The 24520-nt window shown below is 74.2% G+C and carries 17 protein-coding genes and 1 pseudogene; 12 read left to right on the top strand and 6 right to left on the bottom strand.

Annotated elements, in window-relative coordinates; translation table 11 throughout:
* The first annotated feature begins 11 nt into the window (after nucleotides 1–11).
* The gene (locus OHA37_RS02765) at nucleotides 12–2039 is read left to right on the top strand and encodes a glycosyl hydrolase family 28-related protein (protein ID WP_266902058.1); all 2028 of its coding nucleotides are present in this window, start codon (nucleotides 12–14) and stop codon (nucleotides 2037–2039) included.
* A gap of 22 nt (nucleotides 2040–2061) precedes the next feature.
* Here the strand turns inward: OHA37_RS02765 and OHA37_RS02760 are convergent, their stop codons facing one another.
* A complete protein-coding gene (locus OHA37_RS02760) occupies nucleotides 2062–3549 on the bottom strand; it encodes an MFS transporter (protein WP_266902056.1) in 1488 nt (495 codons plus the stop codon).
* 161 nt (nucleotides 3550–3710) lie between these two features.
* Here OHA37_RS02760 and OHA37_RS02755 point away from each other — a divergent pair, with 161 nt between their 5' ends.
* Entirely contained in the window at nucleotides 3711–7295 is a 3585-nt protein-coding gene (locus tag OHA37_RS02755) for a S8 family serine peptidase (RefSeq protein ID WP_266902054.1), read from the top strand.
* Between the two features lie 67 nt (nucleotides 7296–7362).
* Here OHA37_RS02755 and OHA37_RS02750 read toward each other — a convergent pair whose 3' ends face one another.
* Together OHA37_RS02750 and OHA37_RS02745 are read right to left on the bottom strand one after the other, a co-directional pair.
* Nucleotides 7363–8094 carry an ATP-grasp domain-containing protein gene (locus OHA37_RS02750; protein ID WP_266902052.1) on the bottom strand — a complete coding sequence of 244 codons (732 nt, stop codon included), beginning with the start codon at nucleotides 8092–8094 and terminating at the stop codon, nucleotides 7363–7365.
* A 61-nt stretch (nucleotides 8095–8155) separates the two neighbouring features.
* The gene (locus OHA37_RS02745; RefSeq protein WP_443046100.1) at nucleotides 8156–9898 is read right to left on the bottom strand and encodes a serine/threonine-protein kinase; all 1743 of its coding nucleotides are present in this window, start codon (nucleotides 9896–9898) and stop codon (nucleotides 8156–8158) included.
* A 264-nt stretch (nucleotides 9899–10162) separates the two neighbouring features.
* Here OHA37_RS02745 and OHA37_RS02740 point away from each other — a divergent pair, with 264 nt between their 5' ends.
* The 7 genes and pseudogenes from OHA37_RS02740 to OHA37_RS02710 all read left to right on the top strand — a co-directional run bounded on the left by OHA37_RS02740 (nucleotide 10163) and on the right by OHA37_RS02710 (nucleotide 16894).
* Nucleotides 10163–11326 carry an agmatine deiminase family protein gene (locus OHA37_RS02740; RefSeq protein ID WP_266902050.1) on the top strand — a complete coding sequence of 388 codons (1164 nt, stop codon included), beginning with the start codon at nucleotides 10163–10165 and terminating at the stop codon, nucleotides 11324–11326.
* Nucleotides 11323–12219, top strand: a complete 897-nt coding sequence (locus OHA37_RS02735; protein WP_266902047.1) for a DUF4436 domain-containing protein — start codon at nucleotides 11323–11325, stop codon at nucleotides 12217–12219. The genes OHA37_RS02740 and OHA37_RS02735 overlap by 4 nt, the downstream gene beginning before the upstream one ends.
* A 205-nt stretch (nucleotides 12220–12424) precedes the next feature.
* Entirely contained in the window at nucleotides 12425–13237 is an 813-nt protein-coding gene (locus OHA37_RS02730) for a hypothetical protein (RefSeq protein ID WP_266902045.1), read from the top strand.
* Nucleotides 13238–13307: 70 nt separating this feature from the next.
* Nucleotides 13308–13828 (top strand): annotated as a pseudogene (locus OHA37_RS02725) (protein-tyrosine phosphatase family protein).
* 208 nt (nucleotides 13829–14036) lie between these two features.
* Entirely contained in the window at nucleotides 14037–15305 is a 1269-nt protein-coding gene (locus tag OHA37_RS02720) for a cytochrome P450 (RefSeq protein ID WP_266902043.1), read from the top strand.
* 150 nt (nucleotides 15306–15455) lie between these two features.
* On the top strand, nucleotides 15456–16613 hold the full coding sequence (locus OHA37_RS02715; protein ID WP_266902041.1) for a hypothetical protein: 1158 nt from the start codon (nucleotides 15456–15458) through the stop codon (nucleotides 16611–16613).
* A complete protein-coding gene (locus OHA37_RS02710) occupies nucleotides 16610–16894 on the top strand; it encodes a hypothetical protein (protein WP_266902039.1) in 285 nt (94 codons plus the stop codon). Before OHA37_RS02715 ends, OHA37_RS02710 begins: the two co-directional genes overlap by 4 nt.
* Nucleotides 16895–16927: 33 nt before the next feature.
* Here OHA37_RS02710 and OHA37_RS02705 read toward each other — a convergent pair whose 3' ends face one another.
* Both OHA37_RS02705 and OHA37_RS02700 read right to left on the bottom strand, forming a co-directional pair.
* Entirely contained in the window at nucleotides 16928–18325 is a 1398-nt protein-coding gene (locus tag OHA37_RS02705; RefSeq protein ID WP_266902037.1) for a GntT/GntP/DsdX family permease, read from the bottom strand.
* A gap of 136 nt (nucleotides 18326–18461) precedes the next feature.
* A complete protein-coding gene (locus OHA37_RS02700) occupies nucleotides 18462–18977 on the bottom strand; it encodes a gluconokinase (RefSeq protein WP_266902035.1) in 516 nt (171 codons plus the stop codon).
* A gap of 151 nt (nucleotides 18978–19128) precedes the next feature.
* Here OHA37_RS02700 and OHA37_RS02695 point away from each other — a divergent pair, with 151 nt between their 5' ends.
* A complete protein-coding gene (locus OHA37_RS02695; protein ID WP_266902033.1) occupies nucleotides 19129–19866 on the top strand; it encodes a FadR/GntR family transcriptional regulator in 738 nt (245 codons plus the stop codon).
* 149 nt (nucleotides 19867–20015) lie between these two features.
* Here the strand turns inward: OHA37_RS02695 and OHA37_RS02690 are convergent, their stop codons facing one another.
* Complete coding sequence (locus OHA37_RS02690; protein WP_266902031.1) at nucleotides 20016–20864, bottom strand: helix-turn-helix transcriptional regulator; 849 nt, start codon at nucleotides 20862–20864, stop codon at nucleotides 20016–20018.
* A 137-nt stretch (nucleotides 20865–21001) separates the two neighbouring features.
* On the opposite strand from OHA37_RS02690, the gene OHA37_RS02685 reads away from it, so the two are divergent.
* Entirely contained in the window at nucleotides 21002–21778 is a 777-nt protein-coding gene (locus OHA37_RS02685) for an NAD(P)H-dependent oxidoreductase (RefSeq protein WP_266902029.1), read from the top strand.
* A 723-nt stretch (nucleotides 21779–22501) separates the two neighbouring features.
* The gene (locus OHA37_RS02680; RefSeq protein WP_266902027.1) at nucleotides 22502–24493 is read left to right on the top strand and encodes an ATP-binding protein; all 1992 of its coding nucleotides are present in this window, start codon (nucleotides 22502–22504) and stop codon (nucleotides 24491–24493) included.
* Nucleotides 24494–24520: the final 27 nt, after the last annotated feature.

Genomic DNA, 24520 nt, shown 5'->3' with positions numbered 1-24520 from the left:
CTGTCCCGGCCATGCCCCCAAGAAGAGCCGCGAGCCCCGCCGCGAGCAGAAGAGCCGTCCCCGCACGTGCCGCCGCCGTCCTGGCGGCGATCACCGTGTCCGCCCTCGGCCTCGGCGCGCTGGGCGCGGGCCCGGCATCGGCCCGGCCCGCCGCGGACCCCGCGGCACCCACGGCCGTCACCCGGGCCGCCCTCGACCCCGCACTGGCCGAGGGCCGCGGCGCCCGGGTGGACTTCGCCGAGCAGGAGGCGGAGAACGCCGTCACCACGGGCGCGCTCATCGGCCCCGACCGCACCGCCTACTCGCTGCCCGCCGAAGCCTCCGGCCGCAAGGCGGTCCGACTGGTGCCGGGCCAGTACGTGGAGTTCACCCTGCCCGCGGCGGCCGACGCGGTCACCGTCCGCTACAGCCTCCCCGACGCCCCGGCCGGCGGCGGCATCACCGCCCCGCTCGACGTCACCGTGAACGGCAAGAACCGCCGCTCCATGACGCTGACCTCGCAGTACTCCTGGCTGTACAACCAGTACCCCTTCAGCAACGACCCGCAGGCAGACCTCCTGCACCCCGACTGGTGGATCACCGAGTGCGGCTGCGTCCCGGCGGCCACCACCCCGGCCCCGGTCATCGCCAAGCCGTTCCGCCCCACCCACATGTACGACGAGCAGCGCCTGCTCCTGGGCCGCACCTACCGGGCGGGCGACACGATCCGGCTCACGGTCCCGGCCGGGAGCCCCGCCGCCTGGACGGTCATCGACCTGCTCGACTCGCAGCGCGTCGGCGCCCCGCACGTGGAGGCGACCGCCGCCAACGCCCTCCTCTTCGGCGCCGACCCGACGGGCCGGCGGGACTCCGCCGACGCCATCGACCGGGCCATCGCCTTCGCCAAGCGCCACCGGCTCCCGGTCTACCTGCCGCCGGGCACCTACCAGGTCAACCGCCACATCATCGTGGACGGGGTCACCCTCACCGGCGCCGGCAGCTGGTACACCACCGTCAAGGGCAAGGGCGTCGGCTTCTACGGCAAGGAGGCCGCGGACGGCGGCAGTCGCGGCGTCCACCTCTCCCGCTTCGCCATCGAGGGCGACGTCCGCGAACGGGTGGACACCGACCAGGTCAACGGCGTCGGCGGCGCGATGAGCGACTCCACCATCGACTCCCTCTACATCCACCACACCAAGGTCGGCCTCTGGTTCGACGGCCCGATGAGCAACGTGAAGGTCACCCGCAACGTCATCACCGACCAGATCGCCGACGGCCTGAACTTCCACACCGGAGTCACCGACTCCCTCGTCCAGGACAACTTCGTCCGCAACACGGGCGACGACGGCCTCGCGATGTGGGCCGAGAAGACCACGAACGCCCGCAACACCTTCGACCACAACACCGTGCAGAGCCCCACCCTGGCCAACGGCATCGCCATCTACGGCGGCGCCGACACCACCGTCACCGCCAACCTCGTCGCCGACCCGGTCCGCGAGGGCAGCGCCCTGCACGTCGGTTCCCGCTTCGGAGCCGAACCCTTCACCGGCGGCCTGCGCCTCGACGGCAACACCACCGTCCGCGCCGGCACGTACGAACTGAACTGGAACATCGGGCTCGGCGCGATCTGGTTCTACGCCCTGGACCGCAGCATCGACCAGGCCGACATCCAGGTCACCGGCAACTCCTTCCTCGACAGCACCTACAACGCGATCATGCTGGTCAGCGACTGGCCGGTGAAGGACAAGGTCCGCATCGAGAACGTCCACTTCAAGGACATCCGGGTCGACGGCACCGGTACTTCGGTGGTCAGCGCCCGCGTGGCCGGCTCGGCGAGCTTCGAGAACGTCGACGCCCGGGGCGTCGGGGCCGTCGGCGTCAACAACTGCGGCTCCTTCAACTTCCCCGCCACCGGTTCGGAGTTCAGCCTCCTCGACCGCGGCGGCAACGACGGCGGCGGCACGACCGGCCCGTGGTTCGCGGGCTGGGAGCTGCCCAACACCATCACCTGCGACGACCGCCCGCCGGTCGTCACCCCGCCGGCGCCGAGCCCCTGGTAGGGGTGGGCCCGGCGGATGGAAGTCACCGCTCCGCCGCTCCCGGGGGTTCGAGCGGCGGAGCGGTCACCGCGCAGTTCGTGCGGCACTGCGGGTGACACGCCCCGGGCGCGGGGGAGCGTACGGTCGCCCAGGCCACGGCGGCTCCGGCCACCAGGATCCCCGCGCACCAGAGCATCGCCCGCCCGAAGGCCGCGTCGAAGGCCCCGGCCGAGAGGTACGCGTCCGGTCCCATGCCGGCCAGCAGCGGCAGCGCGGCCACCGCGAGGAGCCCGGCGGCGCGCGCGGCCGCGTTGTTGATGCCGCTGGCCAGGCCCGCCCGCCCGGGGTCCACCGAGGACAGGACGGTGGCCGTCAGCGGAGCCACCAGGGCCGCCATGCCCAGGCCCATCACGAGCAGCGCCGGCAGCACGTCCCGCACGTACGGGGCCCCGGGGCCCACCCGCAGCATCAGCAGCATCCCCGCCGCGCACAGCAGCGGCCCCAAGGTGAGCGGGATCCGCGGCCCGATCCGCTCCCCGAGCTGCGCGGAGCGGGCCGACAGCAGCAGCATCAGGGCCGTGGTGGGCAGCAGGGCGGCCCCGGCTCCGAGGGCGGAGTACCCGGACACCACCTGGAGCTGGAGCACCACGAGGAAGAAGAAGCCGCCGAAGGCCGCGTACACGCACAGGGTGACCAGGTTGACGGCGGTGAACAGGCGCGAGGAGAAGATGTCCGGAGGCACCATCGGGTCGGCCCGCCGCCGCTCGACCACCACGAAGGCCCCGGCCAGCAGCACGCCTCCCACGGCGGCCCCCACCACGGGCGCGGCGCCCGACCGGGCCTCGATGAGCGCATAGGTCAGCAGCGCCAGCGAGGCCGCGCCGAGGACGGCCCCGGCCACGTCGAACCGCCCGTGCGCCGCCGGATCCCGCGACTCCGGTACGTGCCGCAGCGCGACCGGGACACAGAGCGCGGCCACCGGCACGTTCAGCAGGAACACCCAGCGCCAGCCCGGCCCGTCCACCAGCCAGCCGCCCAGGAACGGACCCACGGCCGCGCCCACCCCGCCGAAACCCGACCACAGGCCCACCGCGCGGGCCCGGTCGCCGGGATGGATCGAGCCCTGGATCAGCGCGAGGGAACCGGGCGTCAGCAGCGCCCCGCCGATGCCCTGCAGGGCGCGGGCGGCGATGAGCACCCCGGCGTTCGGCGCGATCCCGCACAGCAGGGAGCCGACCGCGAACCACACCACCCCGAGCACGAAGATCCGGCGCCGCCCGAACCGGTCCCCGAGCGCCCCGCCGACCAGGATCAGGCCCGCGAGGGTCAGCAGGTAGGCGTTGACCGTCCACTGGAGCACCGCCAGATCGGCGCCGAGATCCCGCCCGATGGCGGGCAGGGCCACGTTGACCACGGTCGAGTCCAGCAGCGCCATGGCGGACCCGAGCACGGTGGTCAGTACGATCCACCGGCCCTGCGCGGTACCGAGCCGCACCCCGGGGGAGGGCGGCGGGGATGCGGGATCGGTCATCCCCCCAGGCTGGCCCGCCCGGCCGGGAACAGCCACCCGGCGGAGGCGGTCGGCTCATTAGGCACTCTTGTACGGAGCATGACATCACCCGCACCATGGCCCGCGCACGTCACGCACACCCTTTCCGCACGACCTGCACACGGCGTACGAGGAGACCACACGTGGCACGAAGCGACACCCGACGAGCCTCCCGCTCACGATTACGACCCCTGCGCACAGGGCTCGCCGCCCTCACCGCGGCCCTGCTGCTGCCCCTCGGTGCGGGCGTGGCAGCCGCCGCGCCCGACCCCGGGCCCGCCCCGGGCGCGGCCGAGCGCAAGATCGAACCCGTTCTCCGCGCCCAGCTCGACGGCTCCGCGAAGGCCGTCTTCTGGGTCTATCTCGACAGCGCCGCCGACCTCACCTCCGCAGGCGGACAGCAGACCCGCACGGCGAAGGCGGAAACGGTCCTGCGGCTGAAGAAGGACCATGCCGCGCGCAGCCAGGCCGAGGTGATCAAGGCCCTGGACGGCGCGAAGGCCGAGTACACCTCGTACTGGATCGTGAACGCGGTCCGCGTCGTCGGCACCGAGAAGCTCGCAGGGGCCCTGGCCCAGCGCCCCGAGGTCTCCCGGATCGACGCCGACGACAAGGTCGACCTGCCGAAGCCGGCGGAGGGCAAGCGGGAGCAGGCCGCGGCCGACGCCGTCGAGTGGAACATCGACCGGATCAAGGCACCGCAGGTCTGGGACCAGCTCGGCGTGCGCGGCGAGGGCATCGTCGTCGCCAACATCGACAGCGGCGTCGACCACACGCACCCGGCCGTGGCCCATCAGTACCGCGGCAGGAGCGCCGACGGCAGCTACGACCACAACCACAACTGGTTCGACCCGGCCGGGGTCTGCCCCACCGCGGCTCCCTGCGACAACAACGACCACGGCACCCACACGATGGGCACCATGGTCGGCGACGACGGCGGCGCCAACAAGACCGGTGTCGCCCCGGGAGCGAAGTGGATCGCGGCCAAGGGCTGTGAGACCACCTCCTGCTCCGAGGGCTCCCTCCTCGCGGCCGGCCAGTGGATCGTCGCGCCGACCGACCTGAACGGCCAGAACCCGCGGCCCGACCTGGCCCCGCACATCGTCAACAACTCCTGGGGCGGCCCCGGCGGGGACACCTGGTACCAGGAGATCGTCGACACCTGGCGCGCGGCCGGCATCTTCCCTGCCTTCTCCAACGGCAACTCCGGCCCGGGCTGCACCACCAGCGGTTCGCCCGGCGACTACGCCGCCTCCTACAGCTCCGGCGCCTTCGACATCAACGGCGCGATCGCCTCGTTCTCCTCGCGCGGCGCGGGCCCCGGCGGAATCCTCAAGCCGAACATCGCGGCCCCCGGCGTGAACGTGCGCTCCTCCGTCCCCGGCGGCGCGTACGCGTCCTTCTCCGGCACCTCCATGGCCTCGCCGCACACGGCCGCGGCCGTGGCCCTGCTCTGGTCGGCGGCGCCCGCCCTCGAAGGCGACATCGCGCAGACCACGGCCCTGCTGGACGGCACCGCCCTGGACACCGACAGCAGCCAGTGCGGCGGCACCGCCGCCGACAACAACGTCTTCGGCGAAGGCAAGCTCGACGTCCTCGCCGCCGTCAACGCCGCCCCGCGCGGCGCGATCGGCGCCCTCGGCGGCACCGTGCGCTCCGGCGGGCAGCCCGTCGCCGGCGTGAAGGTCGTCGCCGACGGACCGATCGACCGTACGGCGACCACCGCGGCCGACGGTACGTACCGCTTCACCACCCTGTCCGTGGGCGACTACGCGCTGACCGCCTCGAAGTTCGGGTACGGGCAGCAGAGCGCCACCGTGTCGGTGACCGAGAACGCCACCGCCACGGGCGACATCGACCTGGTCCAGGCGGACTCCGGGAAGCTCACGGGCACCGTCTCCTCGGCCGCGGGCCCCGTGGCCGGCGCCGCGGTGACCGTCGCGGACACCCCGGTGACCGCGACCACCGATGCGCAGGGCCGCTTCGAGGTCACCCTGCCGCACGGCACGTACGACGTGAACGCCACCCACTCCTCCCGCTGCCTCACCGGCGGCACGGCCAAGGTCACCCTCGCCGGGGACACCACCGTCGCGGTGAACCTCCCCGAACGCACCGACACCTACGGCTACGCCTGCGCCACCTCGAGCGCCGGCCCGTACCAGCCGGGGGACCGGCAGCTCGCGCTGACCGGCGACAACACCACCGAGCGCGTCGACCTGCCCTTCCCGCTGCCGCTGTACGGCAAGACGTACGGGCAGGCCTGGATCGGCACGAACGGCACCGTCAGCTTCGGCGGCAACAACACCGGTGACATCAACGGGGACATCCCGAGCGCGGCCACGCCCAACGCGGCGCTGTACCCCTTCTGGGACGACCTGGTCGTCGGCGCCGCCGGCAGCGGGTCCGGGGTCTTCACGGCGGTCACCGGCACCGCGCCGCACCGGACCTACGTCATCGAGTGGCGCGAGGTGTCGCACTGGTCGGCGCAGTCCGACAAGTTCTCCTTCTCGGCGGCGATCGGCGAGGACGGCACCGTCCGGTACGCCTACAAGGGGACCGGCGGCACCGGCATCAAGGGCGGCTCCACCGCGACCATCGGCGTGGAGAACGCGACGGGCACCGACGCCTACCGGTACTCCTTCAACACGCCCGTGATCACGGACGGCCTGTCCGTCTCCTTCCGCACCACCAAGAGCGGCGTGGTGGCGGGCCGGGTGCTCGACGCGAACGACGGCAACGGCATCGCCGGAGCCACCGTGACCGTCGGCACGGGCGCCACCGCGGTCTCCGCCACCACGGCGGCCGACGGCGGGTACGTGGTCCAGAGCCCGTCGGGAGCGCGGGAACTCGCGCTGACCGCCGCCCAGTACGAGCCGGTGTCGGCGACCGTGGACGTCAAGGCGGCCGACGTCACGTCGGTCACCCGGTCCCTGCGCACCGGCAAGGTCACCCCGGCGAAGCCGGCCGTGGAGATCGTCCTGCCGCCCGGCCAGAAGCGGACGCGGACCCTCGACCTCACCAACCCCGGTCTCGGCACGGCCTTCACCATCGCCGAGGACGCGGCCTGGCTGACGGCGACCCCGGGCTCGGGCGACCTCCCGACGGGCGGCAAGGCCCCGCTCACCCTGGCGGTGGACACCACGGGCCTGACCCCGGGCACCGTCCTCACGGCCGACCTGAAGATCACCTCGGCCAGCGGCCGGACCCCGGTGCTCACCGTCCCCGTCAAGCTCGTCGTCCCGCGCTACCAGGTCGCCCTGGACGCCGGCGCCACGGGCGCGAGCACGGACTCGCTGGGCGACGGCTGGTCCCCGGACCGCAAGTACACGGCGGGCTCGTACGGCTACCAGGGCAGCAGCTCGGCCCAGTCCACCAGCCGTACGATCGCGGGCACGGCCGACCAGAAGCTCTTCCGCAACGCCCGTGAGGGCATGTACGAATACCGCTTCGACGCCGTCCCGAACGGCACCTACACCGTGGAACTGGGCTTCGCGGAGCTCTCTTCCACGAAGCCGAACAAGCGCGTCTTCGACGTACTGGCGGAGGGCACCCAGGTACTGCCCTCACTGGACGTCTCCCTGGAGGCGGGCACGTACACGGCCCTGACCCGCACCTATACGGTCACGGTCACCGACGGCACCCTGAACATCCGCTTCGTCACCCACACCGGCTTCGGCAAACCCCTGCTGAACTCCCTGCGCGTGACGGACCGCCCGGACAAGAGCTGACCCTGGCGGCAGCACAACGGGCGGGGCGCCTCCGGGCGCCCCGCCCTTCGCCGTCAGCCCCCGGTGGTCATCGGAGGAACTTCCGGTCGCGGTCGGCGAAGGAGCGGAGCGGGGCCGCCGCACGCAGGGCCACGTCCAGGGCCTGCCCCGGGTCGCAGGCGTACGTTCCGCTGGCCCACGCGGCATTGGCTTCGATCACCGACCAGCGCCCGTCGGTGACGCCGACGTCGACGACGATCGCGGACGGGAGGGTGGAGAAGGGCAGGCCGGCCGCGAAGGCGAGGGCGCCGGCCGAGGCCGGGCCGAGGCTGAGGCGGCCGTCCTCGGCGTAGCGGCTCGCGGTGTGCACGGCCCCGTCGAGCAGGAACACGCGATGCTCCGCCGTGAACCGGACCACGTCGCTGACCAGCACCTCCGTCCCCGGATCCACCGCGTCCGGCCCCGGCAGGCGGGAGCCGTCGGCGTAGACGAGTGCCGGGATGTTCTTGTCGTTCGGCGACTTCACGAAGACGGGCCGGCGCAGCCCGTACGCCTCGCGGATCGGCATCAGCAGGACCTCCCGCCCGGTGAACTCCCGGGGCAGCCGCGCCAGCCAGTCGGACGGAGCCTCGAGCAGGCCGATCCCGAGCCCGGGGGCCACGGCATCCGCGAACCGCGGCCCGGCATGCAGATGGTCGGCCCGCAGCCCGTCGGGCACGGCGAAGCCGTCCAGTTGTACGGTGGCCAGCCCGCGCGCGTGCGCCGCGTCCCGGAGCCGGGCGGCGGACGCGGTGACACGGGGCGGGAGCAGTAGGGGCATGCGGCGATCCTGCCGAATCCACGAGCCGCCGTCATCCGGGTTTCGGGGCCGCACGGGCCGGTCAGCTCCGGCGGTACTGGTCCACCAGGATCGTGGCGGATTCGTCGGCCGGGGCCTCGACCAGTCTCACGATCGCGATCTCGCTCCGGTCCGGGCTGCGCACGCAGAACGGCCGGGACTTCGCGAGTGCGGCGAAGGACAGATCGGCGGCCGGGCGGGTCTCGATGCCGTGCAGGCAGGCGGCCACCGTCAGTTCCCCGGAGTCGGACACGAAGGAGTCCGACTCCTCGGAGAGGACCAGGGCCTGGCCCTCGCGCGCCAGGTACCAGGCGGCCGTCTCCGCGGGCACCACCTTGCCGGCCTTCAGGTCGAACTCGTATCCGGAGTCGGGGGCGGTGAGCTTGGTCTTCGTGTAGCCGGGCAGGTAGCCGGCGGCCGGGTCGGGCGGGGTGGGGCCGGGGGTGGCCGTGGGCGAGGAGGCGGTGGGGGCGGTGGGGGTGGTGACGGGGGTGCCACCGGTGACGGGGGTCCCGTCCGTGGGGGCGTCCAGGTAGTACACGGCGCCGGCGGCGGCCAGCAGGGTGCCGGTCACGATGAGGGTCGCAAGCAGCGGGAGCCGGCGCCCGCGGGCCGGCCGGCCGTGGCTCGGGACGGGGGCGGGTGCCGGAGCGGGGGCCGGTGCGGGCGCGGGTGCGAGTGCGGGGACCGGTGCCTGTGCGGGTGTGGGTGCCGGTGCCTGTGCGCCCGGCCAGGGTCCGGAATCGGTGCGCGGCCCGGGGAAGGCCTGCCCGGGGGCGGTCGGGGTGGGGCCCGCCGGGCCCGGACGGGCGGTCGCCGTCCTGGTGGCCTGGAACGGCTCCGGGGCGGACGGCCACACGGTGTCGCCCCCGCCCCCGAGCTCCTCACGGACCTGCCGGGGCAGCCAGCCGTCGGTGAATTCCGGCCGCCCGCACACCAGGGGGTGCGCCCGCACCGAGGCGATCAGCTCGGCCGGCTGCGGACGGTCCTCGGGATGCTTCGCGAGGCACCAGGAGACGAGGGCGTACAGCTCGTCCGGCACCCGGGTGAGATCGGGATGCTCGTGGACGACCCGGTAGAGGGCGCTGGACTCCGGCCCGTTCCCGAAGGGCGCGATCCCGCACGCGACGTACGCGGCCAGGGTCCCGAGCGCGAAGACGTCGGTCGCCGGGGTCGCCGGATGGCCGAGCGCCTGCTCGGGCGCCATGAACGCCGCCGTGCCGATCCGCAGCCCCGTACCGGTGAGCGCGGCGGCGTCGGCCGCGCGCGCGATCCCGAAGTCGATCACCTTGGGGCCGTCCCCCGCGAGCAGCACGTTGGCCGGCTTCAGGTCGCGGTGGACCACGCCCGCCCCGTGGATGGCCTGGAGCGCCTCGGCTATGCCCGCCAGGAGCAGCAGGACCGTGTGCACCGGCAGCGGCCCGTGCCGCCGTACGACCTCGTGCAGCGAGGGACCGGGCACGTACGCGGTGGCGAGCCACGGCGTGGGGTCCTCGACCCCGGAATCGATCACCTGGGCGGTGAACAGCCCGTGGATCCGGCGGGCGCTGGCCACCTCCTGGGCGAACCGCCGGCGGAACTCGGGATCGGAGGCGAGCTCCCTGCGGACGGCCTTGAGCGCGATGGGGCGGCCGCCGGGCGTATGGGCCAGGTAGACCACGCCCATGCCGCCGGAGCCGAGCCGGGCGTGCAGGGCGTAGCCGCCGATCTCCTGCGGATCGTCCGCGGACAGTGCCGTACGGGCCGGCTGTGCGCCGGAGTGCTGCTCGGACATGGGGTGGCTCATGCGGTGGCTCTTTCAACGAAGCGATGCGAGATGCGCCGCGATGCGGCAGGGGCCCTGCGCGCATCGTGCCATGAATTGACTGAATTTTCAGTCAGTGCCAGAGTGGGCGACACGTGCCCGCACCACCCGCCCCGCGTCACGGCCCTTCGCGGACGGAGGGCGCACCCTTGTCTCAGGGGCCCGGGGCGGTCGGCCCGTGCCGTGCCTCCCGCGCCCGTCCTGGCCGGACGCAGTCGTCCCGCCAGTCCTCGATCGGAGTTCCCCGTGTCCCACCTGCCCCCCACACGCCGGACCGCCCTCCGCACCTTCGCCGGGCTCGGCGCACTCGCCTTCGGGGCCACCGCCTGCGGCCCTTCGCCGAGCGCCCCGCGCTCCAACGCCCCCGCGGGCACCCCCCAGGCCTCCCCGGCCGGTGCCGAGCGCCGGCTCGGCGCCGAGTGGGAGAGCCACACCCGGACCTTCATGGCCTGGCCCGCGCTGGACGCGGTCTGGATGGAGGACCTGCGCTATGTGCGCGAGGACATCGCCCGGATCGCCCGGGCCGTCGGGAAGTACGAGGCGGTCGTCATGATGGCCCGGCCCGAGCAGGTGGCCGCGGCGCAGAAGGCCTGCGGCTCCGAGGTCGAGGTGATCCCGCTGGCCGTGGACGACCTGTGGGCCCGCGACACCGTCCCGGTGTTCGTCGAGGAGCAGGGCAAGGTCATCGGCGTCGACTTCAACTTCAACGGCTGGGGCAACAAGCAGGAGCACAAGAACGACGGCCAGGTCGGCCGCCTCCTGCTCCAGAAGTACGGGATCCCCCGGGTCCAGGCTCCGCTGGTGGCCGAGGGCGGCTCCTTCGAGACCGACGGCGAGGGCACCCTGCTGATCACCGAGAGCTCGATCGTCAACGACAACCGCAACCGCGGCAAGAGCCGGGACACGATCGAGGCCGAGCTCAAGCAGACCCTGGGCGTCGAGACGGTGGTCTGGCTGGCCGGCGTGCGCGGCGAGGACATCACCGACGCCCACGTGGACAGCCTCGTACGGTTCGCCGCGCCCGGTGTCGTCCTGCTGGACCGCGCCCACCCGAACACCCCGAAGGACTCCTGGTCCCGCTCCGCCGACCAGGCGAAGTCGGTCCTCTCGAAGGCGACGGACGCCCGCGGCCGGAAGTTCGAGATCATCGACCTGCCGCAGCCCGACCTGGACAAGATCACGGGAGAGGGCGACGACTTCGTGTCGACCTACGCCAACTTCTACATCGCCAACGACTCCGTCTTCATGCCGAAGTTCGGGGACCGCCAGGCCGACGACCGGGCCCGCGGCATCCTGCAGGAACACTTCCCCAAGCGGGACATCGTCCCCGTCGTGATCGACACGATCGCCTCGGGCGGCGGTGGCATCCACTGCTCGACCCACGACCAGCCCGGCAAGCCCGCCGCGTGAGCGCTGTGCGACGCCGTCCGTCCGGGCGCCGCTTCCCGCTGCTCCCGGGTCTGCTCCTGCTCGCGATCGTGGCGGCGGTCGGCGTGGGGGCCTGGCTGCAGTTCGGCGAACGCCAGGCCCAGGACACCGTCCACACCGCGGGCCGGGCCGATCCCGACCGGGTGGACGTGGAGGCGACCATCCAGCGCGTCGACGCCGCCGGGCGCGAGCTGGTGCTGCGGGTCCTGGTCACGCCCCGCGGGGCGCTGGCCGAGGCCGGCGGGATCGCACCCGCCGACGACCTCACCCTCCAGACCTCGACGGCCACCCGCGGCGACCTGTCCTTCAAGGCCCACCAGCGCATCTCCACCCTGGACGTGCCGGTGGCCATGACGGGCGGCTCCATCACGGACTACCCCTTCGACGCCTACGGGGCGGACGTGGAGTTCGCGGCCGTACTGGGCCACGAGAAGGTTCCGGTGCGGGTCCTGTTCTCCAACAACGACGTGCTCTTCTCGTCCACGGTGGAGGCCTCGACGGCGGCCGACGGCGCGGCCGTCCTCGACATCGGGGTGGCCCGCTCCAACAGCGTGCTCGTGTTCGCGGTCTTCATGATGATCGCGATGTGGGCGCTCGCCGTGTCCGTCCTGATCGGCGGCTGGTACCTCGTCACCCGCCGCAAGGGGCTCACCTGGCCCGCCCTCGGCTGGATGGCCGCCACCCTGTTCGCGCTGGCCGCCTTTCGCAACACCGCCCCGGGCACACCGCCGATCGGCTGTCTGCTCGACTACCTCGCCTTCCTCTGGGCGGAGATCCTCATCGCGTTCTGCCTGATCACCGTGGTCGTCACGGGCATCCGGGCGGAGCCGCCGGCGGAGGGGGCGGACGCGGTGGGCGCAGTGGGCGGGGCCTGAACCGGCGTACGGGTCGCAGCCGGCGGCGGGGGGCGGCGTACGGGACCGGGCGTACGGATCCGGGCCCCTGCGGCCCGCACGGGCCGGGGCCCCACATTCCCGGGCCGGCGGTGCCGGGCGGGCCGCGGGGCATTCGGGTGGCCCGCCGCGGCCGGACCGCGCGACGCGCGGGACGGGTGCGGCGGGCGCCGTACCGTGGCTGACCATGACGCTCCAGAGCGACCGGGCCGGACAGGCCGATCAGACCGGGCGGGCCGATCAGACCGGGCGGGCCGGTCAGACCGGGCAGGCCGAGCAGCACGAGCCGGTCACGCAGCAGGCTCCGGCCGGCGGCGTCGACCGGATCGCGGCCCTCGTACGGGACGCGGACCCCGGGGCCGGCTGGGCCGTCGGCGGCGCGGACGGTCCGGACGCGGTGGTGGAGGCCGGGGACCCCGACACCGCCCCCGATGTCGGCGCTCTGGCGGGCGTGCTCGCCGTGTGGCCCGTCATCGGGATGCTCGTGGACGCGGGGGAGCTGGCCCTGCACACCCCGCTGACCGCCTACGGGGCGGGCGACGGCCTGCCCGCCGGAACCACCGCGCACCACCTGCTCACCCACGGCTCCGGGGTGTCGCCCGCCCTCTTCGCGCTCGCCGAGCGGCTGTGCGGCGGCCCCCTCGCCGGGGTCGCCGCCGCGCGGGTCTGGGCGCCGCTCGGCATGACCCGGACGGGCTTCACCGCCGACGGGACCCTGCGTGCGCCCGTCGCCGACCTCGGCCGGTTCCTGAGTCACCTCCTCGCCCCGGCGGGCGGCCCCGTCAGCCGGGCCTGGACGGCGCAGTCGCTCCGCATCCGCACCGGCGAACTGCTACCCGCCCGGGGCCTCCTCTGGCACCCCGCCGCACACGGGTCCTGGTCCCACGGCGAAGGCCCGGCCCTGTGGCTCTCCCCGGGCGGGCGCCGCTGGGCGGTCCTCCTCCCCACCACCCCGTCGGCCCCGCTCCGTACGGCCTTCCGGGAAGCGGCCTTCGCCTGAAGTCACGGACGGCACAAGGTGGTTGTATCTTCGGAGTCCGATGAAGAAGACCCGCCGGAAGGACCGTGACATGCCCGGTCCGCAGAGTCCCTGGGACGAGATCACCCCCGGCCTGTGGATGGGCGGCCACTACTGGACCGACCCGGCCGGAGAGCTGCGGCCGGTCGTCGTCGGAGCCGAGTTCGACCTCGTCGTCAGCCTCTTCAGCCGCCCGGGCCACGGCCCCGACCCGCGCGTGGAACACCTGGTGCACGAGATGCCGGACGCCCGCTCACGGGCGCGCAGCTGCGTACCGTCCTCCACCTCGCCCGCGCCGCCCGTGTCGCACTCGACTCCGGACGGCGGGTCCTGGTGCGCTGCCATTCCGGTTACAACCGCTCCGGCCTGGTCGTCGCCCAGTGCCTCGTCGAGGGTGGCCTGGCGCCGGCCGCCGCCATCGGCCTGGTCCGCCTCGGACGCTCCCCGCGGGCCCTGAACAACGCGACCTTCACGGACTACCTCGCCGCCGGTCCGGAGGTCGCGGCACTGCTCGTCGATCTCGAACTCGACCCCGATGCCGACCTCGAACCGGGATCCCCGCCCCGCCCGTAGCCCGCCCGGAGGCGCCCCTAGCCCGCCCGTGGCCCCTGCGTACCCCCCTCGTGGTCCTCGGGGCGCGGACCCGGGACGGTCGACGTACGGTGAGCGCGAGGTCACCGAACGTCGAGTCCAGGCTGCGTGGAGGTACACGGATGCGTACGGCCCACGAGACCGCCCGCGGGGCGCGCACGCCGCCGGCCCCGGCCGCCCAGGCCCCCGCATGACGGCCGGTGCGGGGCGCGGCGAGAGCGCCCGGTTCGCCGCCGCGCACGCGCTGCCCGCCCTGGTACGGGGCTTCGTGAGCGTCCGGCCCCGTGCGGTGCGCGGGCACGCGGGGCCCGGCCGGCCGCGCTGGTCCGCCGCCACCCTGCGGGCCCTGCGCGAGCGGCACGGCGGGGCGCCCGTGCTCGTACGGGGGCTGACCGGCACCGTCCTGCTCATCCTCGATCCGCAGGACATCCGGCAGTTCTACGCCGAACCCGTCGGCTCCCCCGTCCAGCCCGCCGCGGAGGCGGACGGCAGCTGCGCCCACGCCGGGTCGCGCGCCGGGCGGCGGGCGGTCGACGAGTCGGTGCTCGCCGCGGGGCTGACCATGCACCCCTCGTGCGGGGCGTTCCTCTCGGTCCTCACCGACGAGGCCCGGCGCCTGACGGCGGGGGGTTCCCTCGAACTCGCCCGCGTACGCCACTCCGTGGCCCGCGCGGCCCGGCGCATCGTCCTCGGCGACGCGGCCGCCGAGGACGCGGAACTCGGCCGCAGGCTCGGGCGTTCCCACGACAGGGCCGGCGCGCGGATCGCCGCGTACGCCGACCTCGCGGAGCCGCACACCCTCATCGGGCGGGCCCGCCGCCACGCGGACCCCCTCGGCGGGCCGGACCGGCCCGGGGCGGGCCTGCCACCGGCGGACCCGGTCGGGCAGGTCCGCCAGTGGCTGGCCGCCTTCGACCTCGTCCCCGGCGTCCTGCTGCGCACCCTGCTGCTGCTCGGCGCGCACCCGGCCGAACAGGACGCCGTCGCCGCCGAGGCCCGCGCCGCCGGATGGACACAGGGCTCCGCGCAGGGCGCGCTGCCCCGGCTGCGCGCCTGCGTCCGGGAATCGCTGCGCCTCTATCCGGCCGTGCCCGACCTGATACGGATCACCCGGGCCGAAACCGAATGGCGGGGCGTGCGGCATCCCGCCGGGACCTGTGTGGTGCTGCCCGTGCTGTTCCACCAGCGCGACCCCGAGCACGTGCCCGCCGCGCACGTCTTCGTACCGGGCCGGTGGGCTTCCCGCGAAGCGGACCGGGACGTCCGGATGGCCCCGTTCAGCCATGCCGGCGGCCGGTGCCCCGGCGAACAGCTGGGGCTGCTGGTCACCGCGGCGCTCTGCGCGGAGGTGCTGCGCGGACACCGGGTCCGGCCCGTCCGGCCCGTGCTCGACCCCCACGGCCCGCTCCCCGCGGCCCTGGACCCGCAGGGCATCCGCCTGCGCCTGACCCGCCGCTGACCGCGGCACCGGCCTCGCCCGCACCCGGGCGGCGCCACGGCATCGGGCCCACCCGGCCCGCCTGCCCGCCTCCTCGCCCGCCCGATGGCCGACCGACCTGTTCGTCCCGCCCCGTCCTGCCCGACGCTCATCCGACCCGACGAGGAATCCATGTCCGACGCCGCGACCCCCGGCACCTCCGCGACCTCCGCGCCCACCGACCCGGACGCCGATCAACTGGGCGCCCTGTGCCGGGAACTGGCCGAGGCGGCCGACGCCGTCGGCGAAGCCTCCCGCTACGCCTCCCGGCTGGCCCTCGGCTCCCGGCTGCCGGTCACCGCACTGGGTCTCGGCAGTCGCCGCCGCGCGGCCTGGCGTACGCTGCTGCGCGCCCTCACCGACCCGGACGGACTCGGGTGGGCCGCCCGGGGCCGGGGCGTGGCGCGGGCCGGGTGGCTCGCCGGGGTCCTCACCGGCCGGGAGAGCCTTGCCGTCAGCCTCGCGGTGTGCGGCCTCAGGGGCCGGATCCGGGCCGAGAGCGCCCGTAACCCGGCGCGGTCGGTGGACCCGGCCGCCGCCGAGGTGTTCCTCGCGGCGGAGGAGGGCCGGCAGGCGGACGCCGTCCGGGCGTTCCGCGAACTCGTGCACCGACGCGGCGAGGGTCCCGCCTTCGCCCTGCTCAGCCCCTCCTTCGCCGACGTCCTGGCCTGGAACGCGCTGACCGACGACAACCCGTTCAACGATCACGCCGGCTGGCAGGTGGCCACCGGCAGGCCCGTGGCCGCGGAGCCGCTCCTGGGGATCGGCGCCGCCCTGCGGGCCTTCTTCGACCGGGGCCCCGCCTGCTCCGAGCCGGGCAGCCGCCTCCTCGCCGAGCTGGACACCACCGGCACCCCGGCCGGGTACCGGGGCAACGCCGACCGGATCGGTGAAGCCGCGGGCGCGGTCCTGCTCCAGCAGGTCGTCGGCGCGGACGGGGTGGAGCGGTGCGTGCTCCAACTCGCCGGACCGCCAACGGAGTCCGGCCGCAACGACGCCCCGTACGAGGAGCCGGCCGCGCACGTCCGGGACGTGGCCGCGACCGTACGCCGCCTGGTGCCCTCCGGGACCGAACTCGCCCTGCTCGGCCACGGTCCGGGCGCCCGGACGGCCGGACGGCTGGCCGCGAGCCGGGAGTTCACCACCGTGTACCGGGTCACCTGGGTGGGTTCCGGCCCCGAGCCGGGTCCGGCGGCGGTCCTCGCGGGCTTCGGCGGCCGGGTCACCGGAAGCCACCTCGTACGGCTGCCGGGACATCCCGACGTCTACGTCCCGGGGCGGACCCAGTGACGGACACCGCCGGGCCCGCGCCCCGGGCCGAGACCCGTCCGGCCCCGGCCGAGGGCCTGCGCGCCCACTCGGCCGCCCTGCGTTCGCACGCCGAACGGCTCCGCATCGCCGCCGGAGACCTGCGCTGGCAGGGCCCGGGAGGCGACGCCTTCCGCGCCGAGGTGGCCTCGCTGGCCGACCGCTGCGCCACCGCGGCCGGCGGCTTCGAGCTGGCGGCGGCCCAACTGGCCCGCCCCGGGTCCCGGGAGGGGACGCGGGGCAGGCACCGGCGGACGGGCTGACCGCAAGCCGGCCGGGGAGCGGGCGGCTTGGTGTCAGAGGACCAGGGACAGCAGCAGGACGAAGCCCAGGCCGACCACCGAGATGATCGTCTCCATCACCGACCAGGTTTTGAGGGTCTGGCCGACCGTCATGCCGAAGTACTCCTTCACGAGCCAGAACCCGGCGTCGTTGACGTGGCTGAAGAACAGGGACCCCGCTCCGATGGCGAGGACCAGCAGGGCCGTCTCCGTGGACGACATGCCCGCCGCGAGCGGGGCCACCAGTCCGGCCGCGGAGATGGTGGCGACCGTCGCCGAGCCCGTCGCCAGGCGGATGGCCACGGCGATGAGCCAGGCCAGCAGCAGGGTCGGTATCGCCCAGTGCTCGGACAGGTCCATGATCATCTGGCCGACGCCCACGTCGATCAGCGTCGCCTTGAAGCCGCCGCCCGCACCCACGATCAGCAGGATGCCCGCGATCGGGGCCAGCGACTTCTCCACCGTCACGGACAGCCGCGCCTTGGTGAACCCGGCCGCCCGGCCGAGGGTGAACATGCCCACGAGCACCGCCGCGAGCAGCGCGATCAGCGGGGAGCCCGCCACGTCGGTGACCCGCTGGACCGCGTTGGCCGGATCGTTGACCACGATGTCGACCAGGGCCTTCATCAGCATCAGGGCCACCGGCAGCAGCACCGTGAAGACCGTCGCCCCGAAGCTCGGGCGGTGTTCGAGCTCCTCCGAGGGCCGCTGCGGGACCATGTGGTCGGGCGCCGGGATGTCCACCCACCGGGCCGCGTACCGGGAGAACACCGGGCCCGCGATGACGACGGTCGGGATGGCGACGAGCACGCCGAGCGCGAGGGTGAGCCCCAGGTTGGCGTGGAGCGCGTCGATGGCGACCAGCGGACCGGGGTGCGGCGGGATCAGCCCGTGCATCACGGACAGCCCGGCCAGCGCGGGGATGCCGATCCGCATGAGCGAGTAGTTGCCCCGCTTGGCCACCAGCAGGACCACCGGGATCAGCAGCACGATGCCGACCTCGAAGAAGAGGGGGAGGCCGATCACCGAGGCGATCAGCACCATCGCCCAGGGCATGGCCCGGCCCTTGGCGCGCGCCAGGATGGTGTCCACGATCTCGTCCGCGCCGCCCGAGTCGGCGAGCAGCTTCCCGAGGATGGCGCCGAGCGCGATCAGTACGCCGACCCCCGCGACGGTGGCGCCGAGCCCGGCCGTGAAGCTGGAGACGGTCTTGGCCAGGGGAGCGCCGGCGAACACCCCGAGGGCGAGCGAACCGAGCGTCAGCGCCAGGAAGGCGTGCAGCTTGAGGCGGGTGATGAGCAGGACGATGACGGCTATGCCCGCGAGGACGGCGATCCCCAGCTGGGTGTTGCCGGCCGAGGTGATCGGCTCGGTGGCGGCCGCTGCGAGAGTCTCGGCGCTGAGACTGGTCACGTTGACGGTTCCTTCGTTCTGGTTCTGGGGCAGGGCATGACGGGGTAGGGCGGGGGCGGGACGTGCCGGGACGGAGTGGGGGACCGGGTGGTCGCGCGACCGGTGGCTATGCGACCGGTGGTCGTGCGACCGCTGGTTACGCGACCGGCGCCGGGAGGCGGCGCAGGGCGGCGAGCGCCCGCGCGGTGATCTCCTCCGGGGCTCCGGACACGTCGACGAGGACGCCGAGTTCGTCCGGCTGGAGCGGCTCCAGCGTGGCGAACTGCGAATCCAGCAGCGTGGTGGGCATGAAGTGCCCCTTGCGCGCGGCCATGCGCTCCTCGATCAGCGGCCGTTCGCCGGTGAGGTGGACGAAGACGGTGTCCGGCGCGATGGCCCGCAGCCGGTCGCGGTAGGCCCGCTTGAGGGAGGAGGCGGAGACGACCCCGCCGCCGATCCCGGCCCGGTTGCGCATCCATTCGCCGATCGCGTCCAGCCAGGGCCGGCGGTCCGCGTCGTCCAGGGGGGTGCCGGCGGACATCTTGGCGACGTTGGCCGCCGGGTGGAAGGCGTCGCCCTCCGCGTAGGGGAGGGCGAGCGCGTCGGCGAGCAGCCGGCCCACGGTCGTCTTTCCCGTCCCGGCCACACCCATCACCACAATGACGCGCGTCATTGCGCACCTCGTTTTCGTCGTCCTTGTCCTCGTTGACACCGGCCCGGAGGACCTGGGCTCCACTGAAGCCCATTACGTAGTACTTATTCAAGGGGTCATCGGTAAAACATCACATCTTTTGTCCATTCGGTGGTCACCGTACGCTTACGCCATGACCACTGAAGGGCCGGGCGGACCGGGCGGAGCGGGCGGGCCGGGCGGCCAAGGGCTCCACTCCCGCGTACTGGACACGATCGGCCTGGCGATCACGGCGGGGGAGCACCCACCCGGCAGCGTGCTGCGCACCGACGAGATCGCCGAACGCTTCGAAGCCTCCCGGACCGTGGTCCGCGAAGTGGTCCGCGTGCTGGAGTCGATGCAGCTGGTCGAGTCCCGCCGCCGGGTCGGCGTCACCGTCCGCCCCACGGAGGAGTGGAACGTCTACGACCCGCGCGTCATCCGCTGGCGCCTCGCCGGCGCGGACCGCCCCCGCCAGTTGCGCTCGCTCACCGTGCTGCGCTCGGCCATCGAACCGGTCGCGGCCGGACTCGCGGCGCTGCGGGCCACCCCCGAGCAGTGCGCCGAGCTCACCGAGGCTGCCCTGGGCATGGTCCGCACCTCACGCGGCCACCAGCTCGACGGATACCTCCACCACGACATCGCCTTCCACCGGATCGTGCTCAACGCCTCCGGCAACGAGATGTTCGCGCGGCTCGGCGACGTCGTCGCCGAGGTCCTGACCGGGCGCACCCGGCACGCGGTGATGTTCCACGACCCGGACCCGGCCGCCGTCACCCTGCACGTCCGGGTCGCCGAGGCCGTACGGGAGGGCGACGCGGCCGCCGCGGAGGCGCTGACGCGGCAGATCGCGGTGGGCGCGCTGGAGGAACTGGACGTACTCGCTCCCTAGTCCGTCCGTCTCGGATCTCCCCGAAGGGACCCGCCGGGAGGTCGGATCACCCGACCGTGCCGAAGAACCGGGTCCACCAGGTGGGCCGCGCCGCGAAGCGCTCCAGCGAGCTGGTCCCCTCGTAGTCGCTCTCCAGCAGTGCCTCCCGGTCAGTCCCGTACCGGGACGTTCGCCGGGGGGCGGGCGTCGGTGCTGTCCGCGCCCAGGCCCGCGAGCAGCCGGAGGCCGTCTTCGGCGGGGCTGCCGGGGGCCGCGGACAGGACCAGCAGTTCCATGCCGGATTCGCCCGGCAGCGCGAAGTTCTCCTGGTGCAGTTCCAGCAGTCCGACCAGCGGGTGGCGGAACGCCTTGCGGCCGTGGGTGCGGGCGCGCACGTCCGCACGGGCCCACAGCCGGCGGAACCGCTCGCTGCCCATCGCCAGTTCGCCTATGAGCGAAGCCAGTTTGGGGTCCTCGGGGTACTGGCCCGCGGCCAGGCGCAGGTGCCCGACCACGTCGAGGGTGCACTGCTCCCAGTCCGCGTAGAGGCCGCGCTCGGCCTCCTCCAGGAAGATGTGCCGGGCGGTGTTCAGGCCCGGCATCGGCCGGCCGAAGAGGAGCTCGGCGAGGCGGTTCCCGGCCAGCGCGTCGAGCCGGTGGTCCATGATCAGCGCGGGTGCGCCGGCGACGAGGTCGAGGACGCGCAGCACCTCCGGGCGGATCCGCCCGCCCGGCGCCTTCGCGCGGCGGCGGCGCTGCCGGGAGAGCCGGTAGAGGTGCCCGCGCTCGGTCTCGTCGAGGCCGAGGACCCGGGCGAGCGCGTCGAGGACCTGCTCGGAGGGCTGGGTCGCACGGCCCTGCTCCAGGCGCACGTAGTAGTCGACGCTGACACCGGACAGGTGCGCGACCTCTTCGCGGCGCAGCCCCTCGACCCGGCGGCGGCTGTCGGTGGGGATGCCGACGGCCGCCGGATTGACCCGTGCGCGCCGGGTCCGCAGGAAGCCCGCAAGATCGTCCATGGGTCCAGTATGGCCGCGACGGCGCCCGCCAAGGTGGCCCTGCCGGTACCAGGAAGTCCGGTCCGATGGAAGGCGCGCCCCTGAACACCGGGCGCCGCGGGGCCCAGGATCGAGGCATCCGATCCGGAGGAGTTCCCGTGAAGACGCTGATCGTCTACGCCCACCCCGAGCCGAAGTCGCTCAACAGCTCGCTGAAGGACCTGGCGGTCTCCACCTTGGAGGGCGCCGGCCACGAGGTGCGGGTGAGCGATCTGTACGCGATGGGCTGGAAGGCCGTCGTGGACGCCGCGGACTACGGCCGCCACGCATCGAGTCCGCTGAAGGTCGCCCTGGACTCGGGCCGGGCCTTCGAGGCCGGGGAGCTCACCCCGGACGTGCTCGCCGAGCAGGAGAAGCTGCTGTGGGCCGACACGGTCATCTTCCAGTTCCCGCTGTGGTGGTACACGATGCCCGCGATCCTCAAGGGCTGGGTGGACCGGGTGTTCACCTATCGCTTCGCGTACGGAGTCGGCGAACACAGCGCCACCCAGTACGGGGAGCGCTTCGGCGAAGGCACCCTCGCGGGCCGCAGGGCCCTGCTGTCGGTGACCGTCGGCGGCCCGGAGTCGCACTATGCCGCTCGCGGTATCAACGGCCCCATCGACGACCTGCTGTTCCCGATCCACCACGGGATCCTCTACTACCCGGGGATCGAGGCGCTGCCGCCGTTCGTGCTGTACAGCACGGACCGGATGTCCGGCGAGGACTACGCGGACGTCGCGAAGGCCTGGGTGGAGCGGCTGCTCACCCTGGAGTCGACCGAGCCCATCGCCTTCCGGCGGCAGAACTTCGGCGAGTACGAGATCCCCTCGCTGCACCTGAAAGAGGGCCTGGAGCCCGCGGGCCGCACGGGCTTCGGGCTGCACGTGAGATGAGCGCCGGCCGTCGGCCGCGGGCAGGTCCGGCCCGCGAATCGGCGGGCCGGTGGGGCGACTTCGACCGGACCGACCTCACGGGGGCACCGGTCACCGGCCACCCCGTCGGCGTCTGCACCGTCGCCCTGGCCGTCCAGGGCAACGACGTGAAGATCAAGGCCATCACCAAGACGGGGAAGCTCCACCACACCCACTGCGGCACCAACGGGCGCGCCGTCACCTGCGACGCCCCCCGGGCGCCCGCGCATCCGCAGCCCGGAGCGGTGACGCCCCGTGCCGCGGGCACCCTGAGCCGGGACCCCGGCCGAGAGCGACCGCACCCGTGGCACCCGCCCCGTACGCCACACTGGTCGGGTGCTGGGACATGGCGACGGGTACGAGGCCGGGGACTCCGCCTCCTTCGTGGGGCGGACCGCAGAACTGGCCCTGCTCGAAAGGGCTTTGCGCGAGCGGCGGCTGATCACCCTGACCGGACCGGGCGGCGTCGGCAAGACCCGCCTGGCCCGCCGCGCGGTTGACCTCGCGGGGGCTGCGGGGGTGAGCGGCCCCGGCCGGGCCGGCGTGCCAGGGCCAGGGCCTGCCGGCCTGGCAGACGCCGCTGGTCCACCGGAGGCCGCTGGTCCGGCCGACACTGCTGGTCCACCGGACGCCGCTGGTCCACTGGAGGCCGCTGGCTCGGCGGAAGCCGCCCGTCCAACGGACGCCGCCAGTCCGGCGGATGCCATGCGCCCACTGGACGCCGTCGGTCCAGTGGGCGCCGCCGACCCGGTAGGGGATTGCCGCCCGGCGGTGGCCGGCGCCCAGCCGGGCCCCTTCCCCGACGGGGTCCACTGGGCCGACCTCTCCCCGCTGCCCGACGAGCGACTGCTCGTGGCCACCGTGGCCGACGCCCTGGACCTCGCCGACCACACCGCCCGTACCCCGGCCGCAGCGGTGCGGCAATGGATCGGCGGGCGCCGGCTGCTCCTCGTACTGGACTGCTGCGAGCATCTGGTGACCGCCGTACGGGGCCTCGTACGGGAGTTGCTCGACGCCGCCCCGCACCTCGTCCTGCTGCTCACCAGCAGGCAGCCGCTCGGACTGGCGGACGAACACGTGCTGGACATCGGCCCGTTGCCGCACGCCGCGGACCCGTCGGGCCCCGAGGAAGCCCTATCCCTGTTCACCCGGCGGGCCGCCACCGCCGCCCCCGGGCAGGCGCCGCCCTGGACCGAGGCCCGGCTCGAGGCCGCCCGCTCCGTGTGCGCCCGCCTCGAAGGGGTACCCCTCGCGCTGGAACTGGCCGCCGCGCAGTTGACCGACCACACCATCGAGGAGCTGGCCGAGCGGCTCGCCCGCAGGATCGGCCCGCTGGCCGCACCCGCGCCCGTCCGGCCGCCGCGCCACCGCGCGCTGCGCACCGCCATCGGCTGGAGCCATGAGTGGTGCACGCCGCGCGAACGGCTCCTGTGGCTGAGGCTGTCCGTCTTCGGCGGCTCCTTCGACCTGGAGGCCGCACGCGCCGTCTGCCGCGCCGCCCCGCTCACCGAGACGGACATCCCGCCGCTGCTCGACGCGCTGGTCGCCAAGTCCGTCGTACGCCGAGGCGCGGACGGCTCGTACCGGATGCTGGACACGATCCGGGAGTACGGGGCCATGTGGCGCGACGAGGCCGGGGAGCGCGAGGCGCTCCGGGAGGCGCACGCCGCGTACTTCACCGAGCTCGTGCGCACCGCCGAGCGGGACTGGCTCGGGCCCGCCCAGCGGATCGGATACCGCAGGGTCGAGGCGGTGCACAAAGACCTGTGCGCGGCCCTCGAACACCACCTGGCCACCGCCCCCGAACGGGCCCTGGACCTGGCCGCCCGGGCCGGCTTCTACTGGGCCTGCTGCGGCCACCTGCACGCCGCCCGCGGCTACCTGGAGCGGGCGCTGGCCGCCGCACGGCCCGAGGAAGTGCACCCGCGGACCCGGGTGCGCGCCCTGTGGGCCCTCGGGGTGACCCTGCTGCTCCAGGGCGAACAGGAGCAGGCCCACCGGATCGCCATCGGCTGCGAGGCCCTGGCCGCGGGGCTCGACGAGGGCCCGGAGGGGGATGCGGGCCCGGCGCTGGACGCCGCGTACCTGCTGGGCCTGAGTCACCTGCTGGCCGGACGGCCGCTGGCCGCGCGGATCGTCTCCGACAACGCCCTCGAAGCCTTCCCCGGCACGCCGTTCGACTCGGGGCCCCGGATCCGCTGCCACCTCGTACGGGTCTTCGCGCTCACCGGAACGGGCCTGTTCACCGACGCCCGGGAAGAGGCCGAACTGCTGCGCGCCGGCTGCGCCGAGCGGGGCGAACACTGGACCCGGGCCTACGCCGACTACCAACTGGCCCTGATCTGCCTCTTCGAGGGCCGCCCCGCCGAGTCCGCCGTACACGCCCGCGCCATGCTGGAGAGCAAGCGGGAGCTGGGCGACAGCTTCGGCACGGCGCTCGGCCTCGATCTGCTCGCGGCGGCCCGCGCCGCGACCGGAGACGGGGCCGGCGCGGCCCGCGCGTACGGCACGGGCCAAGCCTTCTGGCAGGCCGTCGGCCACCCGCAGCGCGGGACACCCGAACTGGCCTCCGTACGCGAGGAGTTCGAGCGCACGGCACGCGGGGAGCTCGGCGACCAGGCGTACGAGGCGGCCTTCCGCGAGGGCCTGCGGCACGGCCACACCCTGCGGACCCGCCCCCACCCGTACGAGGGCTGAGCCCCGCACGCCGGGGCGGGGCCGTCG

The sequence above is a fragment of the Streptomyces sp. NBC_00335 genome (assembly GCF_036127095.1).
Classification (GTDB): Bacteria; Actinomycetota; Actinomycetes; order Streptomycetales; family Streptomycetaceae; genus Streptomyces.
Note: the sequence above shows the minus strand (reverse complement) of the source record. Positions and strands in the feature narration are given on the sequence as shown.

What these genes read in the sequence shown, in the direction of transcription:
- OHA37_RS02715 (WP_266902041.1), top strand. Translation starts at nt 15,456, where the DNA reads ATGTCCGACGCCGCGACCCCCGGCACCTCCGCGACCTCCGCGCCCACC.
- OHA37_RS02750 (WP_266902052.1), bottom strand. Translation starts at nt 8,094, where the DNA reads ATGCCCCTACTGCTCCCGCCCCGTGTCACCGCGTCCGCCGCCCGGCTC.
- OHA37_RS02720 (WP_266902043.1), top strand. Translation starts at nt 14,037, where the DNA reads ATGACGGCCGGTGCGGGGCGCGGCGAGAGCGCCCGGTTCGCCGCCGCG.
- OHA37_RS02730 (WP_266902045.1), top strand. Translation starts at nt 12,425, where the DNA reads ATGACGCTCCAGAGCGACCGGGCCGGACAGGCCGATCAGACCGGGCGG.
- OHA37_RS02680 (WP_266902027.1), top strand. Translation starts at nt 22,502, where the DNA reads ATGCGCCCACTGGACGCCGTCGGTCCAGTGGGCGCCGCCGACCCGGTA.
- OHA37_RS02695 (WP_266902033.1), top strand. Translation starts at nt 19,129, where the DNA reads ATGACCACTGAAGGGCCGGGCGGACCGGGCGGAGCGGGCGGGCCGGGC.
- OHA37_RS02765 (WP_266902058.1), top strand. Translation starts at nt 12, where the DNA reads ATGCCCCCAAGAAGAGCCGCGAGCCCCGCCGCGAGCAGAAGAGCCGTC.
- OHA37_RS02745 (WP_443046100.1), bottom strand. Translation starts at nt 9,898, where the DNA reads ATGAGCCACCCCATGTCCGAGCAGCACTCCGGCGCACAGCCGGCCCGT.
- OHA37_RS02700 (WP_266902035.1), bottom strand. Translation starts at nt 18,977, where the DNA reads ATGACGCGCGTCATTGTGGTGATGGGTGTGGCCGGGACGGGAAAGACG.
- OHA37_RS02690 (WP_266902031.1), bottom strand. Translation starts at nt 20,864, where the DNA reads ATGGACGATCTTGCGGGCTTCCTGCGGACCCGGCGCGCACGGGTCAAT.
- OHA37_RS02760 (WP_266902056.1), bottom strand. Translation starts at nt 3,549, where the DNA reads ATGACCGATCCCGCATCCCCGCCGCCCTCCCCCGGGGTGCGGCTCGGT.